Source organism: Marinoscillum sp. MHG1-6 (assembly GCF_024714475.1).
Lineage (GTDB): Bacteria > Bacteroidota > Bacteroidia > Cytophagales > Cyclobacteriaceae > JAMZMI01.
On the sequence record NZ_JAMZMI010000004.1, the window covers coordinates 510,395 to 524,804 of the forward strand.

The following is a 14,410-nucleotide window of genomic DNA, read 5'->3' on the forward strand; positions in this document are numbered from 1 at the left end:
AAAAGGCGGTCGATGACCGCCTTACTTTCCAACCAGCTATTTTTAAGATCACATCTTAAGAAAATACCTTTCATAAAGCTATTGACTAGCTCAACGATAATCAATACCTAGAAATGGGTATTTATTGAAAGGAAAACAAAAAAATTTTAAGCGGAATAAAAGATTCACATGGGTTATCCGTCTGTATAGGAGTACTTAGACCTTCTCAATCTTATGGAATTAACCTCGACACCGAAGGAATCATTTGCCATTGTTATAGCAGATACTACTATCAACCGTGGCTCTCATCTATTAGCACTGGAAATAGATGAAAGATTAAGTGATTTGCGCCAAAACAGCCGAATCTTTGACATGGCGGACAGGTCTTATCCTATGAGCCAGCTTATTGCATTTGACAATATCATTTTAGTTGGATCACATGAGGGAAGCCTGTATTCGTTAGAAATTCACGAGTTATTAGCTGAACACAGACAGGTATGGAGAAATAAAAAAGTGGCTAGCATCATTGATGGTTCCGAGCTCATTCAGGCAAGTGCCGCAGATTTACAATTAAAATTAGCGCTTAAAAACCTGGGTGTCCACGAATTAGAAGCAAGTCTTATCGTGCTCAATGCTAAGAACAAATTTGACTCCTTTCTAAATCTTATGAATATCGATCTGGATAATGAAATTGATCGTTTTATAGGAGCGCTGCTAAAAATGAGCTCAACAAGACATTCTTTTGTACTCAGTACCTGAAAAGCATGCATACAGGTGCATTACATATGAAAGAAAAGGAAGAACGTATCAATGAAACGGTGAACAGCCAGCGCGTAAGGCTGCTCAACTTCATTCGTCAGTTCGTAAGTCACGATGAAGACGCCGAAGATATTCTTCAGGATGTGCTTTACCAGTTTGTATCTGGATATGAACAAATCAGGTCTTGGGATCAGGTCACTTCCTGGCTTTTTCGGGTAGCCAGAAATAAAATCACTGACAGCTATCGCAAAAAGAAACCTGAGACCTTCTCGTCGCTAATACTGTCGGATGATCAGGAGTTTCTTAGTCTGGAAGATATTCTTCCGGACCTGAATAGCTTGCCGGATAGTGAATTGCATGGCGAAATGATCTGGGAACGGATTGAGGAAATGCTGGATATGATGCCTGAAAAACAGCGACAGGTCTTCATTTGGCACGAGTTCGAACAAAAGAGTTTTAAAGAGATCGCCTCCTTCACCGGAGAACCGGAAAACACATTAATGTCCAGAAAAAGATATGCAATACTCGCACTTCGAGATGGGCTGGTTGATATGTATAAAGAAATGTTTAATTGATAAGAAAATGAAAAAGCTTTGGTTTATAAAAACCCCCTTCCTCATCCTACTGGCCATTTCCGTGGTGACCGTAGCGGTGATGTACCTTTGGAATTGGTTGATGCCTGAAATTTTTGGCTTAACCACAATCACCTTTTGGCAGGCCTTTGGATTACTATTACTCTCCAAAATCATTTTTGGTTTTGGGAAATGCCGTGGAGGACATCACCATCACCCTGGAGGATGGCAGTCACGATGGCAAAAGAAGTGGCGACAAATGTCTGACGAAGACCGAGAAAAATGGAAGCAAAAATTTGCTAACAAATGGTGCCCAAATGGTGGACATCATGACATGCAGTATGATCCAAAACCTAAAGAATGATAGCTACTTTTTTCCCCATTTGCTTTGGCGATAACTAAGATAAAGCAGTAACAGCCCTACGATTGTCAATCCGTAAAACATAGCTTTCTGACCAAGCGTTGGCTCCTGTGAGGCAGAATCCTGAGCAAAGGCCACAAGCGTCATGAGAATAAACAGTGTAGATAATATGAGTTTTTGAGACAGGTATTTCATGAGGGCAAATATAAGTCTGTATGATACACTTGAAAAAAAAGCCCCTTGCGGGGCCTTTTTACAAAACTAACCTAACCTATCATCTATCTAGCAAAAGACCCTAGAATTACGTAAGTGGTTGGATCGGTGGTGTCAATTGCCTGCAAAGGATCATGAATCACGAAGAATCCTTCATACGTTGCAGTGATTTCATCATGAGACATGCTGCTTATTTGAGATCCGGTAGCGGTTCCTCCATTTCCGGCAATCATCTTGACGAAAACCTCAGAATTTGGGGTCTCATTGTAGGGTGTTCCATTAGGCGTTGATGCCGCATCCGCAGCATCATGTGCATGGGTGGCATACATCTCACCATCAAGCGTGTTCATAATATCAACAGTAATTCTACTTTGGCTTCCGGCTAGTTCTTCCACAGTGATCGACGCAGAAATAGTGTTCACATGTGAACCCGCATAAGCATAGGTCTCAGCCAATTGGCCGGTATTGAAAGTGTAATCAAAAGTTGAAATCGCAAAGGATGTAGCTGTCTGTGCTCTGGCAAATGCACCCACAACCAGGTAAGTCGAAATATCCGTGGTGCTGATATCCTGTAGCGGATCATGAACCACAAAGAATCCGTCGTACATCGTAGTCAACTCCTCATAGGACATGGTTGTCTCCTGAGAAACTGATACCGATCCCCCATTACCCATGGCCATTTTAACCAGGACATCTGAATTGGGAGTTTCGTTATAAGGAGTCCCATTTGGAGTGGAGGCAGGATCGGCTGCATCGTGGGCATGGATCATGTAAGTCTCCCCTTCTACGGTGTTTTTTAAATTGACAGTAATTAAAGTTCCACCATCTGTTTCCTCCAAGACCATGTCTGCAGAAAAATCACTGGAGTGTGTCCCGTCATAGGGTGCTGTTTCTACCGTCTGCCCATTATGAAAGTCATAGGAGATGGTCATCATACCCTTGATCCCGTCATTTTCCTCATCCTTACAAGAGGTAAAACCAAGAGCTACAAAAAACACAAGGGCGGTAAGTAGTGAGTGCTTGATTAAGAGATCTTTTAAACGTAAATGTTGCATTTTTTTGAGATTTAATATTCAATTATTGATTTCTCTATCTACGACCCGTGAGTCCGGATTGGATTTCAAAAAATTGAAAAAATCTAAAAAAGTGCTTTTACGCCCCCAGAGATACGATTATCCCTGACAAATAATTGCTTAACCTGTGATTTCCTGAAGAGCGGCTTTATTTGCAGCCAGAATGAGCTCTACTTCCTTCTCAGTAAGTACCGCAGAAACAAACAGTGTTTCAAACTGTGATGGTGCCAGGTAAATACCCTGATTCAACATAGCTCTGAAATATTTTCCAAAAAGTTCTGTATCGCAAGATTTTGCGGTTTGGAAATCTGTAACCTCTTGATCCGTGAAAAAGAGACTGTACATGCTTCCAACATGGTTGATCACGTATGGTAACTCAAGATCATCCAGGGTTTCATTATATCCTTCCACCAAATGAGCTGTTGTTTTCGACAATTTGGAATATATCTCCGAAGCATGCTCATTTAAATGATTCAGGATAGCCAATCCTGCGGCCATAGCAACCGGGTTTCCGGAAAGTGTACCTGCCTGGTATACCGGGCCCTGAGGTGAAACGAAATCCATGATCTCCCCTTTTCCTCCGTAAGCTCCTACCGGTAAACCTCCTCCAATAATTTTGCCGAGAGTGGTCATGTCAGGACGGACATCAAATAGTTCTTGTGCTCCCCCCCTGGACAACCTAAAACCAGTCATTACCTCATCGAAAATCAAAACGATCCCTTCACGGTCGCACAACTCTCTAAGCCCTTCAAGAAAACCAGCTTTCGGTGGAATGCAGCCCATATTTCCTGCTACGGGCTCGACGATAATTGCTGCTATCTCTCCTGGATTTCGGTCAACCAGGTGAACAACAGCTTCCAGGTCATTATATGGAGCAGTCAGGGTATCTTGAGCGGTACCTTTTGTCACTCCGGGACTATCAGGCGTTCCCATAGTCACTGCACCGCTACCGGCAGAAATCAAAAATGAATCTCCATGTCCGTGATAGCAACCTTCAAATTTGATGATCTTATCACGTCCGGTAAAACCCCGGGCAACCCTAATGGCTGACATGGTCGCTTCCGTTCCGGAGTTGACCATTCTAACCTTGTCAATAGATGGCACCATATCGACGATTACCTCAGCAATTTCAACTTCTCGTTGACCTGGTGCACCAAATGAAGGAGATGACTTCACGGCATCAACAATAGCCTTTTCAACATCTTCATGCGCGTGACCAAGGATCATCGGCCCCCACGAATTGATCATATCGATGAAGGCATTCCCATCTTCATCATACATATATGCTCCCCTGGCACGCTTGAAAAACAGCGGATCCCCTCCTACTGCTTTAAATGCCCTAACCGGAGAGTTAACCCCTCCAGGGATAAATTTCTTTGCCTGATTAAATAATGCGGTACTCTTATCAATCTTCATAACTATCCTTATTCACCACCTTTAGCTTTGACTCTTCGAATCGAACTATCGGTGCAATCTGATTATCATTTGCCAGACCATATTTTAAACCCTGAAAAATATCGCCTGGGAAATAATTTCCATTTCTAATACCATTTTGAAAGTACTTGCCATACCTATTCATCAAATAGCCAACCTGAACAGTCAGCTCATAGCCAATCATATGATAGATGGAGGGCTCGACCTTCCATTGATTGGCGAGTTGGTTCTTCTTATTGACATAGGCATCACTCCAATATTCTACAAATTCAGGGTAGACAATAGACACGCCATTACGCTCCAATTGACTAAACGAGAGCATCGTAAAATCTAACCAATCTTTATAGCCGCCAAACCCAAAGAGCACGGTACTGTCTCCCATGGTCTCTACAGCGCTGATGAGATTATTCGCCAGGACGTTCCTGCTCGTGGCTCCCAGGATATGGCCAATGGAATCCCTGTCGATCTTGAGTTTGGTCTCATAATAAGTGATCGCCTCTTCCTTCTGATTGTAGGTAACCGGAAGGCTTTCATAGAATTTCCTATCCCAATTTCGTTCACCAGCTTCGTATTTCTTTATCCTACGCAGTTCGTCCTCTCTCAAACGCCTTTCCTTCACAAATCTGCCTGGTAGTTGTGCAATAGAATCTGCCACTTCTTGCGTATAGTAATCTTCATATTCCGCTATCAGCTCGTCCATGACCTCCTTGGCACTTTCAGCATCGATCTCCTGGTACCATCGCACTTTGAACCCTGCCTGCTCCAGTTCAGATTTATAAATGCTGGCAAAGACCGAGTCCCTATCATTGTTTTCATAGAAAATCATGACATTCTTGTTATTAAACTGCTCAATTGCCTGACGAGCCAGGGCCAAAGCCATGGTTTCATAGGTTGGCTTAAACAAGAAACCGAATGGATTATCACCAATGACAGCACTACTTGAGGATACTGGGTTGATCATATTCACCCGGTTATTTTTGGAATACTCCTTTGCCACTTCAAATGGCCCCGAGAGCAATGGCCCAACCATAAGATCAAGGTAGTCAGATGGAAGCAGCTCTAAAGCTTTGCTCATCTCATCTTTGCTGCGCTTGGTATCTATCGGCTCAAGATCAAGATAGATTTTCTTTTTTGCCAGCTCCTGTGTTCCTGAGATCATCCCCTGATACAATCCCATTACGGCCTTGTTCTGGAGTATCTGCTCAATGTTTTTCGAATCATACATAAACGGAAGCAGCACTCCGATCCTATAACGATCCTTCAGTTCCATAGGAAGAACCTCTGAGAGCAATGCAGTTTCTTCAGAGCCTAGCTTCTCGTCCAATTCTTTCATCAGTCTGAGGTCTCGCATCTCATACGGCTGAGTTTTCATTTTACTCAATAAAATCGCCCCAAGAGCACGGTCCTCCGGGAAGGTTTTATACAGCTCCTGAATTTTCTCGATTGGTTTGGGATACAAAAACTTCGCATATAGGTCCTTTTTCAAATAATCAGAAGTTGTCTTTCGGGCAAGTCGCTCCGAATACTTAATTCCTGAATCTTCACTATTAGTAGAAAAGCTTGTGTACGCCAACCAGAAAAGCACCTCATCTTCACCTGACCAATTAGGTGCTTTAACCAGAAGTTGCTTCCACATAGCAAGAGCCTGGGTGGTGTCTCCCTCGTTAAGGGCACATAAAGCGAAATAAAAAGAAGCGTAATTTCCAAAGTGCTTATCCTCCATCAGGGAACCGAAATAGGATTTGGCACTGGGATAATCTCCTTGTTTAAACATTCTTTTCCCTTCCAGATACTCGGCCTGCTTACTTTGGCCTTGAAGCAAAAAAGGAACGATCCATAGGGCGGTAAGGAAAAGAAAACTACGTATCACTGGTGATTATTTTAGGTGTAAAAGATCATCTTATTCCCACTCAATGGTAGCTGGTGGTTTGGAGCTGATATCATAAACCACGCGGTTTACTCCTTTCACTCTATTGATGATTTTATTAGAAACTTTACCAAGGAATTCATAAGGCAGATGACACCAGTCTGCTGTCATACCATCAAGGCTGGATACCGCTCTCAACGCTACCACGTTTTCGTAGGTACGTTCATCCCCCATTACTCCAACCGACTGCACTGGCAGCAACATCGCGCCAGCTTGCCAAACGTCATCATACAAACCTTCTTCCTTCAATCCGGAGATGAAGATATCATCTACATCCTGAAGAATTCTGACCTTTTCAGCCGTGATATCCCCAAGGATTCTGATACCTAATCCGGGTCCCGGGAACGGATGACGGCCTAAGATAAACTGTGGGATCTCCAATGCCTTACCCACATTTCTTACCTCATCCTTAAATAGCGTGTTAAGTGGTTCTACCACCTTCAGCTTCATTTTTTCAGGAAGTCCCCCAACGTTATGGTGAGATTTGATCGTTACAGACGGGCCATTAACAGAAACAGACTCGATTACGTCAGGATAGATTGTTCCCTGACCCAACCATTTTACATCTTCTATCTTATGCGACTCCTGATCAAAAATATCAATAAAGGTTTTACCAATTGCCTTTCTTTTATCTTCCGGGTCAGTCAGACCTTTTAATGCGTTATAAAACTGATCCTTAGCATCAACACCTTTGACATTTAAGCCAAGTCCTTCATAGGATTTTAGTACCTGCTCAAATTCATTCTTTCTAAGAAGTCCATTATCTACGAAGATGCAATACAGGTTCTTACCGATGGCATGATGGATCAAAGTGGCAGCCACAGAGGAATCTACCCCTCCTGAAAGTCCCATTACCACCTTATCATCCCCCAGCTTTTCCTTTAATTCTTTGATGGTGTTTTCGGCAAATACATCTGCCGTCCAATCCTGACCTGCTCCACAAATGTGCACAACGAAGTTTCTGAGAAGCGTTTTACCCTCAAGAGAATGCGTCACCTCCGGATGAAACTGTATTCCATAAGTGGATTGCCCGTCTACCTTGAAAGCTGCAACCGGAATGCTCTCCGTATGCGCTATCACCTGAAAGTTCTCAGGGAGCTTCGTGATCGTATCTCCATGAGACATCCATACCTGACTTCCAAAATTTATTTCCTTAAGCAAATCAATCCTGGTATCAACACTATCCAGATTTGCACGGCCGTACTCCCTATGTTCTGATCTACTGACTACGCCACCATTCTTATGAGCCAGCAACTGTGCTCCGTAACAGACCCCTAACAAGGGCAATTCACGAAATTGTGCAAGGTCAATATCTGGTGCTCCTTCCTCTAAAACTGAGCACGGGCTACCACTAAGAATCACCCCCTTTGTTGATGAATCTATCAATGGTACCTTGTTAAAGGGATGAATTTCACAATAAACATCCAATTCTCTTACTCTTCTCGCAATAAGTTGGGTATATTGTGATCCAAAATCCAGGATCAGAATTTTATCAGTCATTCGGCAAAATTAGCAGAATCGACCAAACGTGAATCGAAATCTCCGTAGGATTTATAATTTGTTACTTTTTCAATTTATTGGCACTAGTATATTTACTGTATGACGAGAGAGGAAGAGCGTTTAAAAGAGGCCAGAGAAGGGGTTTCATGGAAGGAATGGGGACCCTATCTAAGTGAAAGACAGTGGGCGACCGTACGAGAAGATTATACCGAAAGCGGTAACGTTTGGGAAAGTGTCGTTCATGATCACTCACGAAGCAAAGCTTACCGCTGGGGCGAAGACGGGATTGGTGGGTTTTCAAATTCAGACCAAAGAATATGTTTTTCCTGGGCCTTTTGGAACGGGAATGACTCAATTATAAAAGAGCGACTTTTTGGACTTACCTCCTATGAAGGCAACCATGGAGAGGATGTAAAGGAACTGTACTACTACCTGGACAGCACTCCTACCCACTCCTATATGAAAATGCTCTACAAATATCCCTTCACTTATCCGTATGGTGAACTAGTGGATAAGAACGTAGGGCGCTCCAAATCACTTCGGGAATTTGAACTTCTCGATACCGGGGTTTTCGACTTCGATGAGTATTTCGACATCTTTCTTCACTATGCAAAAAACAACACGGAAGACTTTCTCTTCAGTGCTGAAATCCATAACCGATCTGAGAAGGAAGCTGAAATCGTGGTCATGCCCACCATATGGTTTAGAAATACCTGGGCCTCCGGACGTGATAAAACCAAACCAAAAATCAAAAAATCAAATGATCGCAGTGCAAAACTGGATCATCATATACTTGGCAGCTACAACATCTATTTTGATGACCAATTAGCGGAATTGGCATTTTGCGATAACGAAACCAACCGTAAACGCCTTTATGGGAGTAAAAGCTCCTCCAAATACCCTAAAGATGGCATCAACGATTACGTGGTTGATGGAGACATCAATGCGGTCAACCCAAAGCACTGGGGTACCAAAGGCAGCGGGATCTATCGTCTGAAAATCCCTGCTGGATCAAGCATTACGGTTAAGCTTCGAATGACAAAAGACGAACTGACTGAACCGTTTTCAGACTTTGATCAGATATTCGATGCCCGTAAGAGCGAAGCGGATGAGTTTTATAATGAAAAACATGCCAAGGTCGATGATGAAGACCTGAGAAGCATTCAAAGACAGGCCTGGGCCGGAATGATGTGGAGCAAGCAATTTTACTACTACAATATCAGAAACTGGCTGCACGGTGATCCCGGACGAATGAAACCCTCCTCCACCCGAAAAATGGGGCGTAATGCCAACTGGCAGCATATGTTCAACCACGACATTATTTCCATGCCTGACAAATGGGAGTACCCGTGGTATGCCGCATGGGATCTGGCATTTCACTGCATCCCGATAGCAAGAATTGACCCGGATTTTGCCAAAGGACAATTGTTACTGCTCTTACAAGACCGATACCTTCACCCGAACGGGCAAATTCCGGCCTATGAGTGGAACTTTAGTGATGTAAACCCTCCTGTCCATGCGTGGGCTGTGCTGCGGGTATTTGAAATTGACCGCAGGCTTAATGATGGAAAAGCAGATTATGACTTTTTGCAAAAATGCTTTCATAAGCTCTGTCTGAACTTCACCTGGTGGGTCAACCGAAAGGATGAAGAAGGAAACAATGTTTTTGAAGGTGGCTTCCTCGGTCTGGATAATATTGGGGTCTTTGATCGAAATCACCCGGCTGTGGAAGATGCGAAGCTCGAACAGGCCGACAGTACAAGCTGGATGGCTATGTTCTCACTCAATATGCTGAAGATGGCGCTGGACCTGTCCATGGAATATCCTGTGTATCAGGACATGGCCAGTAAGTTCTTCGAGCACTTCCTTTATATCTCCGGAGCCATGAACAGCATCGGGGACAACAACGTGGACCTTTGGGATGAGGAGGACTTCTTCTACTACGATGTAATGCATACCCCGGACAAACCAAATCAAAGGATGAAGATTCGTTCCATGGTTGGTTTGATCCCTCTTTATGCGATTGAAATCCTGAGGGATGAAAACTATGAGAACCTGACAGAATTCAGGGAGCGTCTCGAGTTTTTCCTAAAAGAAAGACCAAGGCTTGCCTCACTGGTATCAAGGTGGGAATCTCCGGGAAAAGGTGAAAGAAGATTGCTCAGTATCCTAAGAGGATTTAGGATGAAAAAAATCCTCGATCGTATGTTGGATCCGGAGGAGTTCCTCTCAGATTTCGGGATCAGAGCATTATCTAAATATCACGAAAAGCATCCTTACGTCCTGGAAACAGACCATGAAACCCTCAGTGTCTCCTACTTACCCGGAGAGTCGGATTCTTCCTTCTTTGGCGGTAACTCCAACTGGAGGGGCCCTATCTGGTTCCCGGTGAATTACCTGATCATGGAATCACTCCTCAAATTCTCCACTTACTACAGTGAAGAGTTTAAGGTAGAGTTCCCTAAGGGCAGCGGTGAACGTCAGGACCTGGTATCTGTCACGAGAAGCATCTGCCGACGACTGATGGCCATCTTCCAGGTTGATGAAAACGGCAAACGACCGGTCTATGGTGGGCACCTGAAATTTCAAACGGACCCACATTTCAAAGATCACATACTATTCTATGAGTATTTCAATGGTGACACCGGAGAAGGTCTTGGGGCCTCCCATCAAACCGGATGGACTGGCCTGATAGCCGAAATGATCCACCGTTATTATAATATTCACTAAAACATTCAGTAACATCGCCGCTCTATCTTTATACTTGAAAAGAGAGAATGAGTAAGAACGTGATGAAAGGTATTATTTCGCTGGTGCTATGTACGGCATTATCCATTGCCAATTGTCAGAACATCAAACCAAAATTGGTGATCGGCATTGTGGTAGATCAGATGAAGCAGGACTACCTCAACCGGTATGGTGATCGATTTGGAGAAGGTGGCTTCAGCAAACTGATCAGTGACGGTTTTATGTGTGAAAACACACACTACAATTATATCCCGACAGTAACAGCGGCGGGTCACGCTTCCATATATACCGGAACAACCCCGCGATATCATGGAATTATAGGTAATAGCTGGTACAGCAAGAAACAAGAGCGCATGGTCTACTGCGTGGGAGACGAAAACGAGTCCGCTATAGGCGGAAGTGAACATTCAGGACACTTTTCTCCAAGAAATCTTGCGACCACTACCATCACCGATGAGCTGAAGCTGAGTACAAATTTTCAATCCAAAGTGATAAGCATCTCTATAAAAGATCGCGGATCAGTGCTCCCCGCAGGACACAACCCCGATGGAGCCTTTTGGTACGATGGGAAAACAGGAAACTTTGTTACCTCAACCTATTATTCCCAATCGCTCCCTGGCTGGGTAGCGCAATTCAATGCTAAAGAATTGGTAAATAAATACCTTGATGGCGAGTGGGCTCCCCTGCTCGACATTGAATCATACAGTGCGAGCACGGAGGATAATGTGAACTATGAAAATACCTTCAGAGGCATTGATGAACCTACTTTCCCTTACCATCTTGCTGAATTAAGAAAAAAGAATGGTCCTTACGAACTGATCATGAATACTCCATTTGGCAACAGCATTACATTGGATATGGCCAAAGATGCGGTCATGGGAGAAAGTATGGGTAGTGATGACATTACTGACTTCCTGGCGGTGAGTATTTCCAGCACCGACAAAATCGGGCACCAGTTTGGTCCCAATTCTATTGAAATCGAAGATACTTACCTGAGACTGGACAGGGATTTGGAAAAATTCATTGACTTTCTGGATGAAAAGGTGGGCGAGGACAATTATTTGATATTCCTGACCTCCGATCATGCAGCCGCACTTAATCCCACCTATCTTCAGGATCAAAAAATGCCTGCAGGAACATTCAAATCATCCGATATTAAATCAACCCTCCAAAAAGCACTCACCGAATCCTTCGGTGAAGGAGACTGGATCAAGAGCTTCTCTAACTACCAATTCTTCCTTAACCAAGATCTCATCCCCTCCTCCGGATATGAGGAAGTCATTAATACCGGAAAAAAGGCTTTGATGGAGATGGAATCAATTGCTGAGGTATATACAGCAAAAGAAGTGCTTGATGCTCCTGCCTATGACCATTTAGGTATTAAGCTCAACAACGGCTACAACCGCCAGTTATCAGGGGATTTAATGGTCGTATTGAAGTCTGGGTATCTTTTTGGTAGCGAAGGACGAGCAGGTACGGACCATGGATCAGGCTATGTTTATGACACCCATGTACCTTTGCTATTTTATGGCAAGGGTATAAAAAATGGAAGTACCACAAGGAAAGTGGCTATCACGGATATAGCACCTACTATATCCATGATCCTGAATATTTCACTTCCAAGTGCCTGTACGGGTGAACCAATTAAGGAGCTATTCGATTAGTTTCAATAGTCATCAACAATCAATGAATGAACGAAAAAGAAATAGGACTAATATTTGACATGGATGGTGTCATCGTTGATAACCATGAATTCCATTTCCTGGCCTGGCAACAATTGGCTTCAAAAAGAGGGATCAGCATCTCTGAGGAATTTTACCGGGAAAACATGAATGGACGTACCATTGATGAACTGGTTCGGGTGGTGTTTCAACTGGAGGTCAGTAAAGAAGAGGCCCGTGAAATTGGCAGGGAGAAAGAAGAAACCTATCGTGAACTGTACCGCGAAAAACGTACAGCCATGAAAGGTCTCATCCCATTTCTAGAGGCAGCTAAAGACCTTGAGATTCCCATGATCGTGGGTACTTCAGCTCCTTATGAGAATGTGACCTATACCCTCGACGACCTGGACTTGAGAAAGTACTTCTTAGGCGTAGTTGATGATAGTATGGTTGCCAAAGGGAAACCTGATCCTGAAGTATATTTGAAATGTGCGTCTGCCATTGATCGTGACCCGGCAAATTGCATTGTCTTTGAAGACGCTGTTTCGGGAATCAAGGCTGGTAAGTCGGCAGGCGCTAAAGTGATTGCCCTGGCCACTTCTCACAAAAGAGAAGAATTGTCTGCTGATCTGATCATTGATGATTTTGAAAACTTTTCCATGTCACAGGTAAAAGCTGTCTTAGGTATTTAAATGAAAAAGCACCTACTGATCATCGGGTTGTTAATGTCCCTCTGTTCCTTTGGGCAGGATATCAGGATTGCCAAACTCAAATACCGTGGTGGCGGAGATTGGTATGCCAACAAAACCGCCCTTCCTAACCTGATCAGCTTCTGCAACCAAAATATGGGGACTTCCATCGCCCGTGAGGAAGACATCGTTGAGGTATTCAGCCCTGATCTATTCCTTTATCCTTATGTCTACATGACTGGTCATGGGAACGTGGTCTTTAGCGACGAGGATGCTGAAAACCTCAGAAATTACCTCCAATCAGGAGGCTTTCTACATATCGATGACAACTACGGCCTGGATCCATTTATCCGTGTAGAGATCAAAAAGATCTTTCCTAATAAGGACTTTGTGGAAATCCCTTTCGATCATCCGATTTACCATCAGAAATATGATTTCGAAGACGGCCCCCCAAAGATCCATGAACATGACGGCAAGCCTGCGCAGGGCTTTGGTATATTCATAGACGGGCGTCTGGTATGCTACTACACCTACGAATGCGACCTCGGCAACGGCTGGGAGGATCAGTCCATCTACAACGACCCGCAGGAGGTCAGAATCAGAGCACTAAAAATGGGTGCCAATATCCTCTCCTACGTTTTTACGACGGAGCAGTAGTACCTCTAATTGACTTAGCAGGAACAAATTGCGCTTTATCGACTTTGATGGATGCTTTTAGGCATTGATACCGTAGAGCTTCCGCGGAGTATCAGATCGAAGGGGCGTAACGCCACTGTATGAATCGTGGCTGATTTAAAAGTACAAAAGTTTCTGTTTACCACCGAGTCAATCCGCAGGATTGACTTGCTAAATTATTCCAACACAGCAAGTCAATCCTGCGGATTGACGGGCTAACCACGAAGCACCAAAGCTGCCTAAACCACTAATCAGCCATGATTTCATACAGAATGTTAGCGGTTTTCTTTTTATTATTTTTGAACAAAAGGCTCAGTTTTTAATTCCTTTCCGGTTTGGACAAATCTGCCATTATCGTCAATTCTATATTGCGTTACCTCTTCTCTACCGACTCTCTTTATTTTGTCTCCTGAAAGAGTATCCGTGAGCTCATATATATTTTCCACTTTCAAACTAAATGTAGAGTCAGGATGAAAGTAGGTTGTCGTTTTATAATCGAACTCATTAACAAGATAATTCTTGTATTGAATGTTCTCTTCCTCAAAATGAAAACAACCATTAGTATAAACTTCCTTTTTATCGGCTACTTTAAAGCTAGTGTCAATTGAATACATGTATATATAATTTTCACAGTCATTAAAATGTCCGACCGCCAACGCCAAGAATTTGGCTGATAGTGAATGTTGACTTATTGTAAGCTTCCCTAAAAATAGGACTGTTTGAAAGGCGACAAAAATTGTACATTTAAACAGTTACGATGAAAAAGCGAAGAATATCAGAAGCGCAGATAGTCAAAGCGCTCAAGGAACATGAATCAGG

General features: G+C 43.4%; 13 protein-coding genes. 7 read left to right on the top strand and 6 right to left on the bottom strand.

The features are described 5' to 3' along the window. Nucleotides 1-213 precede the first annotated feature (213 nt). From NXR94_RS12200 to NXR94_RS12210, 3 genes are read left to right on the top strand one after another with little or no spacing between them, the layout of a single operon-like run. Entirely contained in the window at nucleotides 214-738 is a 525-nt protein-coding gene (locus NXR94_RS12200) for a hypothetical protein (RefSeq protein WP_258104916.1), read from the top strand. Nucleotides 739-764: 26 nt separating this feature from the next. Continuing rightward, nucleotides 765-1,313, top strand: a complete 549-nt coding sequence (locus NXR94_RS12205; protein ID WP_258104917.1) for an RNA polymerase sigma factor — start codon at nucleotides 765-767, stop codon at nucleotides 1,311-1,313. 7 nt (nucleotides 1,314-1,320) lie between these two features. Beyond that, complete coding sequence (locus NXR94_RS12210) at nucleotides 1,321-1,674, top strand: hypothetical protein (protein ID WP_258104918.1); 354 nt, start codon at nucleotides 1,321-1,323, stop codon at nucleotides 1,672-1,674. Nucleotides 1,675-1,677: 3 nt separating this feature from the next. Here NXR94_RS12210 and NXR94_RS12215 read toward each other — a convergent pair whose 3' ends face one another. The 5 genes from NXR94_RS12215 to guaA all read right to left on the bottom strand — a co-directional run bounded on the left by NXR94_RS12215 (nucleotide 1,678) and on the right by guaA (nucleotide 7,818). Further along, a complete protein-coding gene (locus NXR94_RS12215; protein ID WP_258104919.1) occupies nucleotides 1,678-1,866 on the bottom strand; it encodes a hypothetical protein in 189 nt (62 codons plus the stop codon). 83 nt (nucleotides 1,867-1,949) lie between these two features. Next, nucleotides 1,950-2,939, bottom strand: a complete 990-nt coding sequence (locus NXR94_RS12220; RefSeq protein ID WP_258104920.1) for a hypothetical protein — start codon at nucleotides 2,937-2,939, stop codon at nucleotides 1,950-1,952. Nucleotides 2,940-3,077: 138 nt separating this feature from the next. Continuing rightward, nucleotides 3,078-4,373, bottom strand: coding sequence for a glutamate-1-semialdehyde 2,1-aminomutase (gene hemL, locus NXR94_RS12225; RefSeq protein WP_258104921.1), 1,296 nt, complete (start codon nucleotides 4,371-4,373; stop codon nucleotides 3,078-3,080). Further along, nucleotides 4,363-6,261: a tetratricopeptide repeat protein gene (locus tag NXR94_RS12230; RefSeq protein ID WP_258104922.1), complete on the bottom strand. Its 1,899-nt coding sequence runs from the start codon at nucleotides 6,259-6,261 to the stop codon at nucleotides 4,363-4,365. The genes hemL and NXR94_RS12230 overlap by 11 nt, the downstream gene beginning before the upstream one ends. 30 nt (nucleotides 6,262-6,291) lie before the next feature. Beyond that, nucleotides 6,292-7,818: a glutamine-hydrolyzing GMP synthase gene (gene guaA, locus NXR94_RS12235; RefSeq protein ID WP_258104923.1), complete on the bottom strand. Its 1,527-nt coding sequence runs from the start codon at nucleotides 7,816-7,818 to the stop codon at nucleotides 6,292-6,294. 99 nt (nucleotides 7,819-7,917) lie between these two features. On the opposite strand from guaA, the gene NXR94_RS12240 reads away from it, so the two are divergent. The 4 genes from NXR94_RS12240 to NXR94_RS12255 are packed head-to-tail and all read left to right on the top strand — an operon-like array spanning nucleotide 7,918 to nucleotide 13,573. Beyond that, entirely contained in the window at nucleotides 7,918-10,548 is a 2,631-nt protein-coding gene (locus NXR94_RS12240; RefSeq protein WP_258104924.1) for a glucosidase, read from the top strand. Between the two features lie 47 nt (nucleotides 10,549-10,595). Next, nucleotides 10,596-12,230 (top strand): alkaline phosphatase PafA, encoded by a 1,635-nt coding sequence (gene pafA, locus NXR94_RS12245; RefSeq protein ID WP_258104925.1) that lies wholly within the window; start codon nucleotides 10,596-10,598, stop codon nucleotides 12,228-12,230. A gap of 26 nt (nucleotides 12,231-12,256) precedes the next feature. Further along, the gene (locus NXR94_RS12250) at nucleotides 12,257-12,919 is read left to right on the top strand and encodes an HAD family phosphatase (protein ID WP_258104926.1); all 663 of its coding nucleotides are present in this window, start codon (nucleotides 12,257-12,259) and stop codon (nucleotides 12,917-12,919) included. Continuing rightward, a complete protein-coding gene (locus NXR94_RS12255) occupies nucleotides 12,920-13,573 on the top strand; it encodes a DUF4159 domain-containing protein (RefSeq protein ID WP_258104927.1) in 654 nt (217 codons plus the stop codon). 311 nt (nucleotides 13,574-13,884) lie between these two features. Here NXR94_RS12255 and NXR94_RS12260 read toward each other — a convergent pair whose 3' ends face one another. Next, the gene (locus tag NXR94_RS12260; RefSeq protein WP_258104928.1) at nucleotides 13,885-14,205 is read right to left on the bottom strand and encodes a hypothetical protein; all 321 of its coding nucleotides are present in this window, start codon (nucleotides 14,203-14,205) and stop codon (nucleotides 13,885-13,887) included. Between the last annotated feature and the right edge of the window lie 205 nt (nucleotides 14,206-14,410).